Annotated in this window: 16 protein-coding genes; 9 read left to right on the top strand and 7 right to left on the bottom strand. The window is 60.3% G+C overall.

What is annotated here, in order from left to right; all coding sequences use genetic code 11:
* Window positions 1-64: 64 nt before the first annotated feature.
* Together NKI05_RS23270 and NKI05_RS23265 are read left to right on the top strand one after the other, a co-directional pair.
* Complete coding sequence (locus tag NKI05_RS23270) at window positions 65-1,237, top strand: alpha-hydroxy acid oxidase (protein WP_032894240.1); 1,173 nt, start codon at window positions 65-67, stop codon at window positions 1,235-1,237.
* Complete coding sequence (locus NKI05_RS23265) at window positions 1,230-1,919, top strand: RraA family protein (protein WP_023730897.1); 690 nt, start codon at window positions 1,230-1,232, stop codon at window positions 1,917-1,919. Before NKI05_RS23270 ends, NKI05_RS23265 begins: the two co-directional genes overlap by 8 nt.
* Window positions 1,920-1,932: 13 nt before the next feature.
* Here the strand turns inward: NKI05_RS23265 and NKI05_RS23260 are convergent, their stop codons facing one another.
* From NKI05_RS23260 to NKI05_RS23230, 7 genes are all read right to left on the bottom strand, one after another.
* The gene (locus NKI05_RS23260) at window positions 1,933-2,886 is read right to left on the bottom strand and encodes a response regulator (RefSeq protein ID WP_023669440.1); all 954 of its coding nucleotides are present in this window, start codon (window positions 2,884-2,886) and stop codon (window positions 1,933-1,935) included.
* A gap of 64 nt (window positions 2,887-2,950) precedes the next feature.
* Window positions 2,951-3,970, bottom strand: coding sequence for a chemotaxis response regulator protein-glutamate methylesterase (locus NKI05_RS23255; protein WP_023693323.1), 1,020 nt, complete (start codon window positions 3,968-3,970; stop codon window positions 2,951-2,953).
* A 22-nt stretch (window positions 3,971-3,992) separates the two neighbouring features.
* Window positions 3,993-6,266 (bottom strand): hybrid sensor histidine kinase/response regulator, encoded by a 2,274-nt coding sequence (locus tag NKI05_RS23250; protein ID WP_023815638.1) that lies wholly within the window; start codon window positions 6,264-6,266, stop codon window positions 3,993-3,995.
* Window positions 6,263-6,967, bottom strand: coding sequence for a chemotaxis protein CheW (locus tag NKI05_RS23245; RefSeq protein WP_084569959.1), 705 nt, complete (start codon window positions 6,965-6,967; stop codon window positions 6,263-6,265). Before NKI05_RS23245 ends, NKI05_RS23250 begins: the two co-directional genes overlap by 4 nt.
* Window positions 6,967-8,208, bottom strand: coding sequence for a CheR family methyltransferase (locus tag NKI05_RS23240; RefSeq protein ID WP_023734098.1), 1,242 nt, complete (start codon window positions 8,206-8,208; stop codon window positions 6,967-6,969). The genes NKI05_RS23245 and NKI05_RS23240 overlap by 1 nt, the downstream gene beginning before the upstream one ends.
* Entirely contained in the window at window positions 8,205-8,672 is a 468-nt protein-coding gene (locus NKI05_RS23235; RefSeq protein ID WP_023730900.1) for a chemotaxis protein CheW, read from the bottom strand. Before NKI05_RS23235 ends, NKI05_RS23240 begins: the two co-directional genes overlap by 4 nt.
* Before the next feature lie 23 nt (window positions 8,673-8,695).
* Window positions 8,696-10,333, bottom strand: a complete 1,638-nt coding sequence (locus tag NKI05_RS23230) for a methyl-accepting chemotaxis protein (RefSeq protein WP_023693326.1) — start codon at window positions 10,331-10,333, stop codon at window positions 8,696-8,698.
* Window positions 10,334-11,435: 1,102 nt separating this feature from the next.
* Between NKI05_RS23230 and nanR the strand changes: the two genes are divergently transcribed.
* From nanR to NKI05_RS23195, 7 genes are all read left to right on the top strand, one after another.
* Entirely contained in the window at window positions 11,436-12,143 is a 708-nt protein-coding gene (gene nanR, locus NKI05_RS23225) for a transcriptional regulator NanR (protein WP_352793247.1), read from the top strand.
* Window positions 12,143-12,448 (top strand): putative quinol monooxygenase, encoded by a 306-nt coding sequence (locus tag NKI05_RS23220; protein WP_023669450.1) that lies wholly within the window; start codon window positions 12,143-12,145, stop codon window positions 12,446-12,448. The genes nanR and NKI05_RS23220 overlap by 1 nt, the downstream gene beginning before the upstream one ends.
* 47 nt (window positions 12,449-12,495) lie before the next feature.
* On the top strand, window positions 12,496-13,272 hold the full coding sequence (locus NKI05_RS23215) for an HpcH/HpaI aldolase family protein (protein ID WP_023726880.1): 777 nt from the start codon (window positions 12,496-12,498) through the stop codon (window positions 13,270-13,272).
* 14 nt (window positions 13,273-13,286) lie between these two features.
* Window positions 13,287-14,339 carry an NAD(P)-dependent oxidoreductase gene (locus NKI05_RS23210; RefSeq protein WP_023689444.1) on the top strand — a complete coding sequence of 351 codons (1,053 nt, stop codon included), beginning with the start codon at window positions 13,287-13,289 and terminating at the stop codon, window positions 14,337-14,339.
* 120 nt (window positions 14,340-14,459) lie between these two features.
* On the top strand, window positions 14,460-16,115 hold the full coding sequence (locus NKI05_RS23205; protein ID WP_023689443.1) for an extracellular solute-binding protein: 1,656 nt from the start codon (window positions 14,460-14,462) through the stop codon (window positions 16,113-16,115).
* Between the two features lie 84 nt (window positions 16,116-16,199).
* On the top strand, window positions 16,200-17,141 hold the full coding sequence (locus NKI05_RS23200) for a carbohydrate ABC transporter permease (protein WP_023700503.1): 942 nt from the start codon (window positions 16,200-16,202) through the stop codon (window positions 17,139-17,141).
* The gene (locus NKI05_RS23195; RefSeq protein WP_023827582.1) at window positions 17,141-17,989 is read left to right on the top strand and encodes a carbohydrate ABC transporter permease; all 849 of its coding nucleotides are present in this window, start codon (window positions 17,141-17,143) and stop codon (window positions 17,987-17,989) included. The genes NKI05_RS23200 and NKI05_RS23195 overlap by 1 nt, the downstream gene beginning before the upstream one ends.
* Window position 17,990: the final 1 nt, after the last annotated feature.

Raw genomic sequence — 17,990 nt, 5'->3', positions numbered from 1 at the left:
CTCCTCGTCAGCCTCAAACACAGGCGACGACCGCGGCGCCGGCGGTGCGGCATCGTCTGCTTCGATGGCGGCGTTGAAGCGCCTGTACAGCGTGGCCGCGGTCCGCGTCGCCGCGCGGCGGACTTTGCCACGCCCGGTGTTCGACTTCGCCGATGGCGGTGCCGAGGATGAGCGAACGCTGCGCCGGAACGAGCAGGCTTTCAGTGAGGTTGCCATTCTGCCGCGACCACTCAACGGTGCAACGACGCGAGACCTTTCCCTTGACCTCTTCGGCGCGAAACTTGCCATCCCGCTGGGCATCGCGCCAACCGGCCTGGCTGGGCTGTTCTGGCCCGACGGCGAGCGCGCAGCCGCCCGAGCCGCAGCGGCCGCAGGGACATTCTACTGCGCCAGCCACGGATCGGTCTGCACGCTGGAGGATATAGCAGCCACCGGAAGTAGCCCACGGTGGATGCAGGTGTTCGTCTATACCGATCGCGGCTTCACCCGAGAAATGGTGGATCGGGCGCGTGCCTCAAGCTACGACGCGCTGGTGCTCACCATTGATAACCAGATGCTTGGCAACCGTGAACGCGACATCCGCAACGGTTTTGCCATCCCGCCGCGCTTCGGTGTGGCCGGAACCCTCGCGGCCGCCACCAAGGCGGCGTGGCTTCTTCGTATGCGCACCCGACTCCCGAAACTGACTTTCGGCAACTACGCGCGCCCCGGAGATACGGCGACGGTCGGTGCATTGGCGGGCCGAATGGCCGCAATGCTCGATCCCGGACTCTCCTGGGCCGATGTCGACTGGCTGCGCACTGTCTGGTCCGGACCGTTGTTGCTGAAAGGCGTCCTGCATCCCAGCGAAGCCGCCGAGGCTGTAGCCCGAGGAATCGACGGCATCATCGTATCCAATCATGGGGGACGTCAGCTTGACGGCGCCGCCGCATCCCTGGACGCGTTGACGGCGGTTGTCGCGGCTGTCACCGGCCGCGTACCAGTGCTTATCGACGGCGGCATCAGGCGAGGCTCTGACGTCGTCAAGGCCCTGGCGCTCGGCGCCTCCTGCTGTCTGATCGGGCGGCCGCAGTTGTGGGGGCTCGCGGTCGCCGGCGAGGAGGGGGTACGCCACGTGCTCGAACTCTACCGCAAGGAGATCGACCGCGTCATGGGACTGATGGGCGCGCGGAGCCTGCGCGACCTCGGGCCGGACTGTATTTCGTTCGTTCAGGGAATGGGGCCGCTACATGATTGAAGACCCACCACTGCTCACCATCAAGCGCCGTTTCGAACGGCCCGCAGCAGAAATCATCAGTGCTTTTGCGGGCGTGCCGGTTAGCCAGGTCGTAGACGCGATGGGGGGACGCGGCGCCTTGCATTATACGATCAAGCCACTGTCGCCAGCTACTGCGACGATGGTCGGCGTCGCCGTGACCTGTCACTGCGGTCCCGCCGACAACCTCGCCCTGTTTGGAGCACTGGATGCCGCAGCAAGTGGCGATGTCATCGTCGCGGCCACCGACAGCTTTGCCGGTACCGCGGTAACTGGCGATCTCGTGCTCGGCATGGCGCGCAACAAGGGGGTCGCCGGCTTCATCACTGACGGCCTGGTGCGCGACGTTGTCGGGATCGAGGCGGTCGGGTTGCCGGTTTACTGTGCCGGGGTCATTGCGAATTCGCCTGCGCGAAATGGTCCAGGCACGGTCGGATTCCCGGTGGTGCTGGGAGGAGTGACTATCTCGCCGGGAGACATACTGGTGGGCGACCGCGACGGTGTCGCCGTGGTGCCTCGCCTGGAGGCTGAGACTGTGCTGGCCCGGCTCTCCGCCATCAGGGCGGCTGAGAAAACTCTTGATGGCCTGGTGCGGCAAGGTCTCGAGATGCCCGACTTCGCCAAGGTCGTCCTCAAATCGAACAGGGCGCGCTTCGTTGACTGAGATGTGAGCTTCTCTAGCTGCGGGACATATGAAGCGCAACACGATTTCGTCCTTCCGATTTGGCACGAAACAGAGCCAAATCGGCGGCATTGACGAAATCGTTTGGCGTCTCGTTCTCGGTGGGCACCGCTGTTGCGACGCCGACGCTGATGGTCACGCGATCCGGGCCGTGGGGTATGTTCAACTCTCGCACGCTCTGGACGAGCCGCTCGGCGATCGCACTGGATTGTTCCAGTATGGTGTCGACCAGCACGATGACGAACTCTTCGCCTCCGTACCGCGCAGCGAGATCGGTGGAGCGGCCCGAACCGCTCTGGATTACGCGGGCGATTTGCTTCAGCACATCGTCGCCGGCCATATGGCCATAGGTATCGTTGTATCGTTTGAAGTTATCGGCATCGATCATCAACAGCGACAGTGGGGACTGTGCGCGAAAAGCGCGTTTCCATTCAGCCGCCAGATATTCGTCAAAATAGCGCCTGTTACCGAGACCTGTCAGGCCATCGATCCGCGTCAGACGTTCAAGCTCTAGATTTGCACTGATCAGCTGTCGCTGGCTTTCCCTCAGCGCTCGGTGTGCCGAGTCTCGCTGGACGTGATCCAGATAGGCCCGCGTGTGATATCGAATGCGTGCAATCAACTCGATACGATCCGGCAGTTTGACGAGATAGTCGTTCGCGCCCGCAGCGAAGGCTTCGCCCTTGGTGGCTGGATCTTCCTTGCTCGACAGCACAATGACTGGAACCGCGCGTGTCGACGCATGCTTCCTGTATTCTCGCACCAGATGTAGCCCATCCACCCCGGGCATGACGAGATCCTGCAGGATGACGGTTGGCTTTACCTCATCCGCGACCGTCATCGCTCTCAACGGGTCGGTGCAGAAGTGCAAGGAAATATCGGGCTCGTTGGCTAGGGCGCGCCTGACCGCCTCGCAAACCATGATCTGATCATCGATGAGCAGAACCATGGATGAATAGTTATCTGCGAGTGGCGGGACCAACTCTGGTTCTTGCGTCATCGGAAGGGGCCTTTCACGTGGAGCGCTCGCAGGCTTCGATTATACGTGAGCCGATCGCACCCAAAGGAAGAATATCAACAGCCGCGCCGATGTCGGCGGCGGCCTTCGGCATGCCATAGACGGCACTGGTTGCTCTATCCTGCGCGATTGTGAGATGTCCCTTGTCACGGAGCTGTCTCAGCCCGCGCGCACCATCCCTGCCCATGCCTGTGAGCAGAACACCAATCACCGAGCCAGGCCACCATTGCGCCGCACTTTCGAAGAACACATCTACCGACGGCCGATAAACATTGTCCTTGGGGCTGGGCGTATAGCCAAGTTGCTGAGCTGACTTGAAAACCAGATGATCCGCAGAACTGGCAACGAGAACGGTGCCCGCTTGAGGACTATCCCTTTCCCCCGCCGGACGGATCGGGAGACGCGTATGCTGCCCTAGCCAATCAACAAGGCCTGGAACGAACTGAGCATCGAGATGCTGGACGAGCACAATCGCGCCGCCAAAATCAACGGGAAACGCGCTCAGGACTGCGGCAACGGCAGCCGGCCCGCCCGCAGAGGCGCCGATTGCTATCAGGCGTCGAGTTGACGGCTCAGCCGCACGTGACATCCGCCTTTTTGCCTGGGTAGGCGCATCACCGATCAACTTGCCTATCGTTCGTATCTTGTTCGTCAAAAGCCGGGCGGATTGCGAGGACGCGTTGCCTTCGATGCCCACCGACGGAATATCGACTGCGTCAAGCGCGCCATGACCCATTGCTTCGTAGACGCCGGCGAGGTTGGCTTCGATACTGGCGGTCACCAGCAAGATTGAGCACGGGGTTTCCGCCATGATTCTGCGCGTCGCTTCCACGCCGTCCATCTCTGGCATCGCTAGATCCATGAGTATCAGATCCGGCAGATCACGTCTGCAGACCTCGACCGCCTCACGCCCATTGGTCGCGATCCACGCGACCTGATGTTCGCCGGTCGACAGGACCAGTCGACGCAGAAGTTCAACCGCCATCGGCATGTCGTTGACTACGCCGATTCTCATTCGCTGGCTTCCAATCTCGATCTCATCCAGCCGCCTCGCCAATCATGTCCACGACGGCATGGATCAGCGCCTCGTCCTGAAAACTACTCTTGGTCAGATAATAGTCCGCACCTGCGTCGAGCCCGCGCGCGCGATCTTCTTCCCGATCCTTGTATGAAACGATCATAATGGGTGTGTTCTTGAGATCAGCGTCCTTTCTGATCAAACTCACTAGCTCGATGCCATCCATGCGAGGCATGTCGATGTCGGTGACGACGAGATCGAAAGGACCAGACCGGACGGCATTCCACCCGTCCATGCCGTCTACCGCCACTTCGACCTCATAACCGTAATTGCCGAGCATCTTGCGCTGGAGTTCGCGAACCGTCAGTGAATCGTCAATAACGAGCACGCGCTTGCGCCTGCTCGCTTCGGGACCGCCCGCGGCGCGCCGAAGAGCTCGAAATCCGCTGGACGATGCAAGCTTTTCCACCGATCGGATCAGATCGTCGACGTCGAAGATCAGAACAGGCGAACCGTCTTCCATCAGGGCCGCTGCGCTGATGTCCTTGATCTTGGCAAACCGTGGATCGAGAGGTCTGATCACTAACTCGCGTTCCCCGAGAAAACGGTCAACGATCAGGCCGTACGAATCGCCCCGACCCGCATCCACGACGACGACCGATAGTTCGTTCGGTTCCGATCCGGGCTCACCTCGATCGAGCACCTCGCGAGCGGTGACCAGCCCGATCTGTCGATCGTTCAATCGAAAATGCGGCCGGCCCTGCAGGACGTTGATCTCCGTCCGCTGCAGTTTCAAAGTCTTGGAAATGGCAGCGAGTGGAAAAGCATAGGGCTCTCCATCGACATCGACGAGCAGCGTGCGCAGGACCGACAGTGTCAGCGGCAATTGCAGTTGAAATCGGGTTCCGTGGCCAAATTCTGAGGAGACGCTTGCGACTCCCCGGACTTCCTTCGTCATGGCTTGTACTGCATCGAGCCCCACACCGCGACCTGAGACGTCGGTAAGGCCCGCTTTCATGGAAAAGCCTGGCAGAAACAGAAACGCGAGCAATTCGCTTTCGCTGAGTGTTTCAGCACTTTCCCTGGTTGCAAGTTGCCGGGCGACGACGGTCTCGCGCAGCTTCGAGAGCTCTATCCCCCTGCCGTCGTCCACCACGGCTATCTGCAGCAGCCCGGCATTGTGCCTCGCTTCGAGCCTGATGAGCCCCTCTTCGGGTTTGCCCATCGCGAGGCGCTCCTCAGGCGGTTCAAGCCCATGGTCTACAGCGTTGCGCAGAAGGTGCCCCAAAGGGGCATCGAGCTGCTCGAGGATATCGCGGTCGATGCCGGTCGAGCCGCCTACGATCTCCAGTCGCACCCGCTTGCCAAGGGTACGACCGAGGTCGCGGATCATTCTCGCATAGTGTCGCACGCCGTCCTCAAAGGGCCGCATCCGGCTCGCCAACGTTTCGTCGTACAATCTGTTGGCAAGATCGGTCGCTTTCCGATCCACTGAATCCAACTCATCGAAACGCTCCGCCAGGAACGCTTGGCTCAACCGAAGCTTTCGCTGCGCTTCAGCCAGCGCCTCCACCACCGCCGCATCGTTTGAAACCGGCGGCAGCACTGCATGAAGATTGTCGAACGCACTTGCGAGGTCCGATTGAAGTCGCTTCAGCCGTAGCAGCCCGTCAGCGAATGGCCTGAGCCGCCGAGCTTCCATCAGCGACTCGCCAGCCAGCCCGAGCAATCGGTTCAGGCTGTCTGCCGTCACCCGAACCATTCTATCAGAGCCGATGCTGCCGTGGGCTTGCGGTACCGCCTCAACGAGGAGGTTCGCTGAAGAGGTCGTCGCCAGTTGCTCCTGGGCATGATCTGGAGTTGCGAAATCAGCTGCAGAATCTTGGGGCCCGGGCTTTGCCTGGGGGAGGGACAACCCCTCGAACTTCGCGAGAAAGGTTTCGACTTCTGAGTTGGCGCTCTCGCTCGATGATCCCGATGCGATCAATTTCAAAAGGTCAGAACCTTGCAGAAGCGCATCTATATGCTCCCGTCGCACCCTCAGATGCCCGCGTTGCGCTGCGACCAGGCAGTCTTCCATCGCATTTGCAACTTTGACTGCGGGCATCAGGTCGATGATGCGGGCAGCTCCTTTCAGAGAATGCGCGGCACGCATGCATGCTTCCAGAGCGTCGGCGGCGATAGGATCGCGTTCGAGTGCCAGAAGTCCAGAGGTTAGAGCCCGTGACTGCGTCTCCAGTTCGGCCTGGAAGAGGCTGAGCATCGAAACCTGGCTGAAGTCTTCATCTGTCATGCGATGCTCCGATCCAGCATCGTGAGCAGTTGTCGTGGATCGAGACAGCCAACAGCTCGTCCTTGCCATGGCAGCACGGCAACCGTAGCGGCCGACAGTGCCTTGCCAATCATGGCCGGAACAGCGAGAGTGTCGCGTTCCTGGTACCGATGTAAGCCGTGGATCTCATCAACCATAAAAGCAACCCGCTTGTCGCGCTCGCCTACCACGACAAGGCGGCGAAATACCTTGGTTCGTGTGCCTTGTTCCCCTTCCTTGCGCTCGTCTATCCCGAGCAATTCGGCCAGGGACAGGCAAATGAGCAATTCACCACGGACATTCGCAATGCCGAGCAGTGCACTGTTCCTGCGATGTGGAAGTGAATGAACGCGACGAGATTCAGCCACTTCATGAAAAATACCGACCGGAAGTGCCAGCCATTCCTCCCCCAAACGGAAGAGAACGGCCGTCTGCAGCGCGTCGCTGTCTGCCGAATCGATCCCTGCACGACCAGCGTTGTCAGGCCATTCGTCGCGAGATGCCGAGGGAGCTGCACGGTCGAGGAGGCGTCGTGCGACCTTCTTGTAGGTCGGGCAATTGCGGCAGTGGAGATGCTGCTCTAGTAGCGGACATGACTTGTCACCCCGTACGCCTATTTGCCGCCAGCAGTCGTTGATTTCGATCTCCTCCACCGGCTGAGCGATCCTTGTCGAAGCCGCCATCAACTGCCGCTCCTTTTCTGGACCCGACCCAGCCGGCCGGCCAGCGCCTCGGCGCCGTTATGGTCGCCTTGCTTGCTAAGCAGCAAGGCCAGATGGACAAGAGCTTCTCGATGATTTGGCGCGAGATAGAGCGCCTTGCGATAACTTTGCGCGGCTTCGGGTGCAGAACCATCCGCATCCTGGACGAGGCCCAGCAGGTAGAAGATTTCTGCGGAAGGACCGAACTCCCTGAGATGCGCCAGGGCGACCTCCTGTGCCTCCTTTACGCGTCCTGCATTGGCGATCCGTTCAACCGCGATGAGGCTTTCCGAGGCGCGTGCAAGCGGCTTGGCCGGAGCCTGCCCGCGGCCTTCATTGCCAATTGTCGGTCGGAACGGACGAAGAGGCTCGCTCTTGTTGACCTTAGGGCTTGGCGTCCGCACCGGGACGGCGGCCGAAACCTTCGGCGCCGTGGTCTTGACGGGCTCCGATTTCAGAAAGGCGAAGGCCAATGGCCATTCAGCGGAAAGAAAGCCATGCACCCTTGGAAGAGCTGCTTCCGCCGGACCGACCAGAAGAAGTCCATCTTTGGCCAGCAGGTCCTTCAGGCAGATCAATGCGCGATCCTGCAGCTCTCGATTGAAATAGATCAGCAAATTGCGGCAAAGCAGGATGTCATAGACCTCTTGCCCGAAAGGCGCGTGAGAACCGAACAAGTTTCCTACCATGAACCGAACCTGTTTCAGCACCCCAGCAACAGGCCGCAACCCGCCCTCGGCCGCTTCGAAATAGCGATCCTTGAATTCTAAATGGCTGCCGCGAAACGAATTGCGGCCATAGATGGCGTGTTCAGCCGTCGCGATATTGCGGCTGCTGACGTCCACGCCATCGATCTTGAACTCATGCGCCTCAAAGCCGGCATCGAACATGGCCATGGCGACCGAGTAAGCCTCTTCGCCGGTTGAACATGGCAGGCTCAGGATTCTTATCGGCTGAGCAGGCTTGTGCGCGCGCGCATGCCGCGCCAGCATCGTGAACGCTTCTCGGTCGCGAAAGAACCAGGTCTCTGGGATCACCACCGCATTGATCAGCTCCTGCAGCTCCTGCGAGGAACCGGCCAAGTGTTGCCTATAGGCCTGAGGGTTGGTTATCCGGCATGCTTCCATCCGTTCTCTGACCGCCTGACGAACCACTGTCGGACCAACGCTGGCACTGTCCAGTCCAATCGTTTCCGTCAGGAGCTTTTCTATTGCTCCGGTCATTGATCACCTATTGCCGCCTGGCGGAGCAATGCGGTACGAATCTCTTCCGAAAGCAGCGCTTCCACTTTGACCCACTGAATGATCTCCAAACCATCGGAAGCCACCGGCCCAAGATAGGGCGGGGTTCCTGGTTCCAGTCCGAACGGCGCGAAATCGGCCGGGTCTCGCTCGATCGTATCCGTCACCCGTTCCGCGATCAGCCCCAGCAGGCGTCGCTCGCCATCATCCGCCGGATAGCGCGTCACAACGATCCGGGTGCTCAACAGGCGCTCCGATGGTCGGCCAAGCGCAAGAAGGGTGACATCGATCAGGGGGATGGGTATTCCGTTATAGCTGACCAAACCCACCACACCAGTTGGCGCACCCGGAAGAACTTTCACGTCGATATAGGGCAGCACCTCTTCAATTTTGTGGACATCGATCAAGTAGCGATCCGGACCCATGTTGAAGGCGAGGAATAGCATTGTCACCTCCTACTGCCGGCTCGCTATGCTCGTAGCTTGAACCTCGATATGCTACTTCGCATGCCGCCTGAGACTTGATTGAGCTCGTCGATCGCGAGCGTCGATTGCTGAAGGGACTCGACTGTTTGCTGAGCTGCCTCGCTTAGCTGGGTTAGCGTGTCGCTGATCTGCCCCGCGCCGGTCGCCTGTGCTTGCATGCCTTCATTGGCGACTTCGAAACGTGGCACCAGCCCCTGAACCTGCTGAATGATCTCGAAGAGTTGCCCGCCGACCTGCTGGATGTCCTGCATACCCCGACGGACCTGCTCGGAAAACTTGTCCATGCCCATCACCCCGGCCGCGACTGCCGACTGGATGTCCTTGACCATTTGCTCGATATCGTAGGTGGAGACAGCTGTCTGGTCCGCGAGCCTTCGGATTTCCGTCGCCACCACTGCAAAACCCCGGCCATATTGGCCTGCCTTCTCCGCCTCAATGGAAGCGTTGAGCGACAACAGGTTCGTCTGATCGGCCACTTTGGTGATGGTCGTCACCACCTGATTGATGCTGCCGGCTTTCTCGCTCAGGATCGCCAGTTTGGAATTGATCGCGCCAGCCGCTTCCATGACCTGCTGCATGGTTTCTTCCATACGGGTCAGCCCCGCTTGCCCCCCGCCAGCCACGGCAGCGGTTTGTTCGGCAACTATGGAGACCTCGTTCATCGTGCGGACCAGTTCGTTTGATGTGGCGGAGATTTCCTTGGCTGTCGCTCGGATTTCTGTTGTGGTCGCTGCGATTTCAGTCGCAGTTGCCTGCTGTTGCTTGGAGGTGGCGGCGATCTCAGTTATCGACGTGCCGACCTGTATGCTGGACCTTTGAACCTGACCAATGAGGGTTGTGAGATCGTCCGCCATTGCGTTGAAGCCGTCGGCAAGCACGCTGAATTCGTCTCGGCGCCTCAGATCGAGCCGTTCGCTGAAGTCGCCTTGCCGCATCAATTGAACCGCGTCGACCAAACGGGTGAGCGGACCTGTAATGGCGCGAAACAGCTGGTAACCCAAAAGAAGGGCTAGCCCGAGGGCTATCAACAAGCCAACGCTCAAACCGACTTCGGCCGTTCTGACGATCGAGCTGATCCGCTGCGTCGCGCTGTTTGCCTCGCCTCTGTGATCCTCAACCATGGCCTGCAGAGCGGACTGCAATTTTACAAAGATCGGCTCTACTTCGTTCTTGATAGCTGGGCTTTCATTGGGAGTTTCACCTTTCGACAAGGCAGCCCGGCTTGTTTCCAGCACAGCAGTTTCAGCCAGACGGAATTGGTTGGCGAGTTGTTTGACGGCTGCATAATTCTGCTTGTCGATATCGGAGACGATCGTTGCCTCATAGTCGTCCATCGACCGCTGCACCTGGTTGCGATTGGTCGTGATCGCGTTTGCAACCGTGCTTCTGTCTGCCGGGTTGTCCTGAAGGGCATATTCCTGAAGCAGACTATGGGCCGCCATCTGGCCCGTCATGATCTCGGTACTGTGATAAAGGTCCGGAAGGATGCCCTTCTCGACCTCAGTCGCCTCTTCCCCCGCCTGAAGAAACCAGGCGTACGCGATGAGGGCTATCACGGACATGACCACCAGAACGGCTGCGAAACTGACGAGGATGCGGTGGCGTATTGTCAGACTCTTCATGGAACCGGTTCACCAATGGGGGGCATCGTGGGCTGCGCGACAAGCGCTCGTTCCGACATATTCGAAAAGGTGCGTCGAAAAGCGGTAGTCTGATGCTGAATGGTTTCTTTTCCGTTCCATAGCTAATGATGGCGAGGCGGCTCGCCAATCGGCGCCGCCAGAAGCGGTGGTCAAAGGACGACTGCCGTCCACGCACATCAGCCCGAGATCGGCTGGATGGCACGCCGCGTCAGGAGGAGCGTGGACGAGCTGCTTGAGGCCACGAATTGAATGACTGCTTAGGCCAGGTCGAGGCAAGAAAGCCGACGTCCTGCTTGCTGCCCCTAAGCTGCCAGGCGGGAACGCGCCTCATATCAGCCGTCCAGCATGATCGTCGCACTGAAAGCGGATCGCCGAAACCACATGTCGCAACTGGCCAGCGCGTAGATTGGCGCCGAGTACGGGTTCGACATGCGCAGGTGACGATAACTAAATGGCAAGCGCCCCCGCCTGAGGCCCCTCAGGACTAAAATGATCTTGAGACAGTTTCAAATGCGCATCCTCAAGCGGCGGCCGCCAACCGCACAAGGATGAGCACAACGTGACGAGCGCTCTGGAGCGTAGAGGGGACTAACCCGACAATCCCTTCCTTTGCGACATTGCGGCGGGGAAAAAGATTACGAGATGGAGCAGGCGTATTGCCAAAGGGGTCCAGCAGCGAGAGTTCGCGTTTTCCGCCTCGGCTGTGAACCCGCTTCCATTCGCTGATCTTGCTCAGGTCGAGGTCTACTTGCCATCGAGGGCTCATGTCCCAGCTCATAAGCAGGCGGTTCGGTAGGTCTCGGCCAGCACACGGCCCGGTGGCACTCCTGGGGTCCACACCGCAGGTTCAAACTGACCACCGACCCAGGGTTCGAAGACCGTTCCCGATCGGAACACCGAGCAGATTGTGCTCGCTCTCCTCAAGTTACTGAAATCTTCGTGAAGACATTGAAGGCGTCGCAAAGGACGCCTCGACAACGACGGAGTCGCTTTAAGGGCCCGGCCACCGGATGCTTAGATCTCGTTGACAAGGGGTGCTATGGGATCATAACGTACCTAATTGGTATAACAGGTATGCCACATGATCGGAGTTCTGATCAAACAGCGGAAGCTTTCGGACGAGGTGGCAGCGCACCTCGAGCGGATGATCCGAGAGGGAGAGTTGGCCGAAGCCGACCGTCTCCCATCTGAACGGGAACTCATGCGGCAGTTCGGGGTAGGGCGGCCTTCCATCCGTGAGGCCCTGCTGCATCTGAGCAAAATGGGCCTTGTCGAGATAAAATCGGGGGAGCGTGCCCGCGTCACTCGACCCACTCCTCAATTCGTGATCGACGCCCTTTCAGGGCCGGCTCGGCACATGATTTCGGCGCCGGGAGGGGTTCACGACTTCCAGAGCGCGCGGCTGTTTTTCGAGGTCGGTCTTGCCCGCAACGCCGCTGTGCATGCTACCCCGGAAGACATTGACAGCCTCAAGGAGGCGCTCGAACTCAACCGGCAGTCGATCGGCGATCTGGCGCGCTTCGAGCGCACGGACGTAGACTTCCATTATGTGCTGGCGGTAATCACCCGCAATCGGATCTTTACAGCTATTCACGCGGCCTTGGCTGAATGGTTGCTCGAACAGCGTCGCACCACATTGGCCAAGGGTGAAGACCGCAAGGCTTACCAGGCTCATCGCGAAATCTTCGAGGCCGTCGCCGCGCGCGATCCAGACGCGTCAGAGACGGCCATGCGCAGCCATCTCGAATATGTGGCCAAGCGGTATCTGCAACTTGCGAGGCCCAAGTGATGACCGGATTTGTCGTCTGGGTCGATTTCCGCCTGAGGCCTGGTGCCCGGGACAGATTCCGAGAACTTGTCGACGCCAATGCGACCGCCTCGATGCGCACCGAGGCCGGCTGTCGCCGCTTTGACGTGACGGAGGCGCGCGGCGAACTGGATCGGGTCCTGCTCTATGAGATTTACGATAGCGAGGCCGCATTCGAGGACCACTGCCGCACCGCTCATTTCGACGAATTCAATACGCAGAGCGCGCCGCTCGTCGTGACCAAGTTAGTGACGACCTGCGACCTCGTTCTTGAAGCCACGCATTGAAGCGAACATAGGCGGATTGGCCCATTGGGGCGAACGGGAGGAAGTGCATGTCGGAGCCAAGTCTCAGGGCGTTAGCTTCTCACAGGCGGGTCAAGCTCGGTACGCTCGTCGCCGAGTTCGCCACGCCGGGAATCGGTCACATCCTGAAGTCCGCTGGCTGCGATTTCGTCTTTTTCGACATGGAGCATTCGGGATTTAGCTTGGAAACGCTGAAGAGTGCGATCCGTTATTTCGAGGCGGCCGATCTGCCGGTCATGGTGCGTGTGCCGTCGCAGGACTACCATTTCCTCGCCCGCGCCATGGACATGGGCGCCGAAGGCCTGATCGCGCCGATGGTGAGCAGCGTCGAACAGGCGCAGCACATCATCAACTCCATGAAATACCACCCTGCCGGCGCCCGCGGCGTGGCGCTGCAGATCGCTCATGACCGTTACCGTCCGGGCTCGGTCGCTGACAAATTCGAGGCCGCCAACAAGCGCTCGACGTTCATCTGCCTGATCGAGACCGCCGACGGCGTCAAGAACATTGACGGCATCGCGGGACTGGACGGGGTCGATTGTCTGTGGGTCGGACATTTCGATCTGTCCGTCTCGCTCGGCATTCCTGGCGACTTCGCCCACCCCACTTTCACTGCTGCAATGGCCAAAATCGTTGCCGCCGCCAAGAAGCACAACAAATCGCTTGGACGCTTGGTGCCCAACGTCGCCCAGGGACACGAGTTCTACGCACAGGGCTTCGATTTCATTTGTTATTCAGGCGACGTTTGGGTCCTGCACGACGCGATCGCCGACGCGGTTTCCAAGATCCGGGCCGGGTGCCAATAGGAACGGAGGAGACGATGGACAGCGTGAAATTCAGGGTGGCGCTTTCCGGTGATTTCCGCAGGCCGGACGGCTCGCCGACCTACCCAGATTTCGATCTGGAGCCGCTGCGCAATGCGACAGCTGTCGAGATGGTGTTCCTGGAGTCAAACAGTCCGCTTCGCGCCGACCAACTTGAGGATTTCGATGCGCTGATCCTCCTCGCCCATCGTTTCGATGCCACGAGTGTCCCGAGGAGCGGCCGCCTGGCCGTCGTAGCCCGCTTCGGGGTCGGCTACGACACTGTCGACGTTGAGGCATGCACCGCAGCCGGTATTGCCTTGGTCATCACGCCCGATGGCGTGCGACGGCCCGTCGCCGTATCCGTCGTCACCTTCATGCTGGCGCTGACCGGCAAGCTGCTGACAAAGGACGCGCTCACCCGCAAAGGGTCTGTTGGTTTTGAGAAGCGCTCCGAACATATGGGGGTCGGCCTCGTCGGGCGTACGCTTGGGTCGCTGGGCATCGGCAACATCGGTGCCGAGGTCTTCCGCTTGGCGAAGCCCTTTGACATGCAATTCATTGCCCATGACCCGTTTGCCGACAAGGGGGTCGCTGCCGACCTGGGCGTCGAGCTGGTAGGGCTGGAGGATCTGTTTCGCCGCGCCGACGTGCTGTCGGTGAGTTGCCCCCTGTCGTCCCAGACCCACCACATCGTCAATGCCGAGCGGATCGCCCTGATGAAGCCGACAGCTTACCTGATCAACACCGCGCGCGGCCCGATCGTCGACCAGAAAGCTCTGACGCAAGCACTGCAGGAGCGCCGCATCGCCGGCGCCGGTCTCGACGTGCTGGAACAAGAGCCTCCCGACGCAGACGATGCGATCCTCAAACTCGACAATGTCATCCTGGCGCCGCACGCGCTTTGCTGGACCGACCAGTGCTTTGCCGGCAACGGTGCCGCGGACGTCAAAGCGGTAATGGAGGTGCAGCGCGGTCGCGAGCCGCGCGGCGTGGTCAATCGCGAGGTGCTTTCGAGCGAGCTGTGGAAGACCAGGCTGTCTGGGCTCGCCGCCCGCTTTGGAACCTAGGAGGACACTGATTTTCGGCGCGCCGCCGCGGCCTGTTTGCGGCGACCTTACGGGAGGAAATGCTTGACCGCTGCGCCGGCGGACGAGTGAAGCAAAAGGAAAATGGGAGGACCAAGCACTATGAACGATCGTGAAAAACGTGACTTTCAGGCAGGTCTCGAAGCAGAGGTCGACGCCTTCATGCGCGGCGAAACCACCCGCCGAACTTTCATCACCCGCTTCGGTCAGATGACCGGCATGTTGGCCGTGTCCGGCCCGCTGCTGGGGATGATGACCGATTGGGCGCTGGCGCAGCAAACATTGGAATTGGCGGACGGCACGTCGCCGCTCGGCCAGGCGCAGGCCGCAGCCCTGAAAGCATCGAAGGAAGGGCCTGCGGACGGTTCCGCCTTTCGCGCGGCGGAGGCGGCCAAGGCGCATTCGGGCGTCACCCTCAACATGACCTACGAGGCTGGCCTGCAGGCACTCGACCCGCGCAATTTCAGCGGGCCGATGTGGGAGCAGCTTACCGGGATGAAGTCGAATGTCGTCGAGCTGTCGAACCCGGACCAGTACTCCAAGGCGGTCGCCGAGCACATCGCCGGCTCGGGTGCCTATGACGTCCTCGACATCTCGCCGGCCTGGACGCCGTCGCTTGCCGATGGCGGCGTTATCGCCCCGCTAGACGACTACATCGCCAAATACATGAACCCGGCAGACCTCGAGGACTATCATCCCCTGTACAAGGCGCTGCCGACCTACAAGGGCAAGATCTGGGGGTTCTTCGACGACGGCGACATGTTCGCTCTCTACTACCGCAAGGACATTTTCGAGGATCCGAAAATGATGGAGGCTTACCAGGCGAAGTTCAACACCAAGCTTGGACCGCCCAAGACATGGGAAGAATATGCCCAGATCGCCCAGTTCATCACCGACCAGATGGCGCCAAAGGTCTATGGCGCGGGACATTTCCGCAAGGCGGGCAGCCCCGGCAATCAGTTCGACTTTCTGCAGCAGTACCGGGCCAACGGCGGAAAACTCTTCGGCGACGACATGAAGGCAGGTTTGGTTTCGGATGCCGGCGTCAAGACGCTGACAAACATGCTCGCCGCAAACAAGGCCTCGATCCCCGGCAACAACGAGCTCGACGCCGTCTCCTTGTGGGCGGCTTTCCTGACCGGCAAAGTCGCGATGATCTATTCCTGGCCTCCTAGCGGCCGTATGGCGGCGAACTATTCGCAGTCGGCCACGGCAATCAACTTCATTCCGCAGTCCCAAATCGCCGGCAAGGTCGGCTATGCCGTGGTTCCGGGAAATCCGGAACATGCCACCGGCTACAACAAGGCACTGTCGGCCGACTCGCCCAACCCTGAGGCGGCGTATCTGTTCATGCAGTGGGTATGCTCGCCACCCGTCTCGCTGGCACGTTGCATGCTGCCCTACGCGCTACGCGACCCGTACCGCATCTCGCACTTCAAGTCCGAGCTCTACGGCGCGCTCTTCCCGAGTGCCAAGGAGTACCTTGCCAACCTCAACAACTCGGCAAACGTCGGTCTGCTCGACCCGATCATGCCAGGCGCGCAGGACTACTTCTTGAGCATCGATCGCATGTGCACGGCGGTGTGGGCTGGTGCGGATCCGAAGGCGTCGCTTGAAACGGCGGCCGCCGAGTGGAACGAGACGACCGACCGACTGGGTGTGGATTCGCAGAAGGGCTTCTACACCGAGTTCTTGAAACTGCCTGGCGCCACCGCCGACAACACGGTGGAAAAACTTGGCATGGCGGTCACCCTCTGAAGGGAGGCGGACTCTCTGGAGCAATTGGTGTTGCGGGCGCTTGGCTCGCAACACCTCCCCGCTAAGCGGCGATAGGATACGCCTATGCAGCCCACCGCCACGATCCGTCATTTGAAGGCCGCCGGCGCACCGCCCCGGCTGTCTGCCTTTGCCCAATGGGCAGACCGTCATTTCAAGTGGCTGCTGGTCGGCCCCGCTGTGCTGCTGATATTGGCACTGTCGATCTATCCGCTTCTGTTCTCGCTGGTGGTATCCTTCATCAACTACGACTTCCAGGTGCCGGGCCACGCCTTTGTCGGATTGAAGAACTTCGAGCGGGTCGTGTTCGATCCCGTAGCACGTTGGTCCCTGTTGCTGACAGCATCGCTGTCGGGCATCAGCGTCGCTATAGAATTCGTTCTCGGCCTCCTGGTGGCGCTGACAATGGTGCGCAGCTTTCCGGGCCGCGGTGTGATCATGTCGATCCTGATCGTGCCGCTGTTCATCAGCCCGGTCATCGTTGGCCAAGCCTGGACGCTGCTCCTACAGCGGCCTTTTGGACCGACCAACTATGTCCTGACGCAACTATTGGGGCAGGAGGTTACGATCGGCTGGATGACGGAGCGCCCGTGGCTCTACGTCTCGCTGATCATCGCCGATGTCTGGCAGTGGACGCCGTTCATGTTCGTCATCCTGCTCGCCGGGCTGACCGCAATCCCACCCAATCTCTATGAGGCGGCAGAACTCGACGGCGTCAACGCCTGGCAGGTTTTTTGGGCGATCACGCTCCCGCATCTCGGGTCGATGATGCTGCTGGCGCTGACCTTCCGTCTGCTCGACGCAATCCGTATGTTCGATACCATTTTCATCATGACAGGGGGTGGCCCAGGAACACAAACCTACACGGCCTCCTATTATCTTTATACCATAGGCTTCACGCAGTTTCATCTGTCGCAGGCAACAGCAGGAAGTTGGCTGTTCCTGATCTTTACGGCGCTCATCGTGACGTTGCTGGTGCGTCGGCTCTTGAAGGTGGAACCGGTCTGATGGCCGCCGTCGCGCCCGCCCGCCGCAGGAAACGCCGGTCGTTGCCGATCGGCCGAATTCTGCTGCTGGGGTTCTTCCTGGTGTTCGTGCTGTGGCCGCTCTACTGGATGTTCAACACCTCCATCAAGCCCAGCGACGACTACCTCACCGTACCGCCTGTCTGGTTCCCCGCCGCTCCGACGCTTGTCCACTACAAAGCTGCGCTGTTCGCCTATCGTGGTCTCGACGGGCTCATCAACAGCCTGATTATTTCGCTTTCGGCCACGGTGCTTTCGGCGCTGCTCGGCACGCTGATGGCCTATAGCCTGGCGCGCTACGACACCGGCGGCAAGCATCTGTCTTTCTGGGTGCTGTCGCAGCGCTTTTTGCCGCCGATCGGCATCGTGCTGCCGGTGTTCCTGATCTATCGCCAGGTCGGGCTCTACGACACTCATGTCGGCCTGATCATCGCCTATACGGTCTTCACGCTGCCGGTCTCGGTGTGGATGATGTTCGCCTATTTCCGCGGCATGCCGAAGTCGATGGAGGAGGCGGCCCTCGTCGATGGCTGCACGAGATGGGAGGCGTTCTGGCGCGTTGCCGTGCCGCTCGCAGCACCGGGCATCGTCGCGGCGGCTGTCTTCGCCTTCATTGCATGCTGGACGGAGTTCTTCTTCGCTCTGATCTTGACCAGCCGAACTGCCTTTACACTGCCAACGGTCTTCCGCGCCTTCATCGGCTTCCAGGGCGCGCAATATGGCGAAGCCGCGGCCCTTGCCATCGTCTCCCTTGTGCCATCGATCGCCCTTGGGGTCCTTGCTCAACGTCATCTGGTGCGCGGGCTGACGCTCGGCGCCGTTCGCGGTTAGG

Source organism: Mesorhizobium sp. M0771, assembly GCF_040320155.1.
Classification (GTDB): Bacteria; Pseudomonadota; Alphaproteobacteria; order Rhizobiales; family Rhizobiaceae; genus Mesorhizobium.
This window is presented reverse-complemented; position numbering and strand designations above follow the sequence as displayed.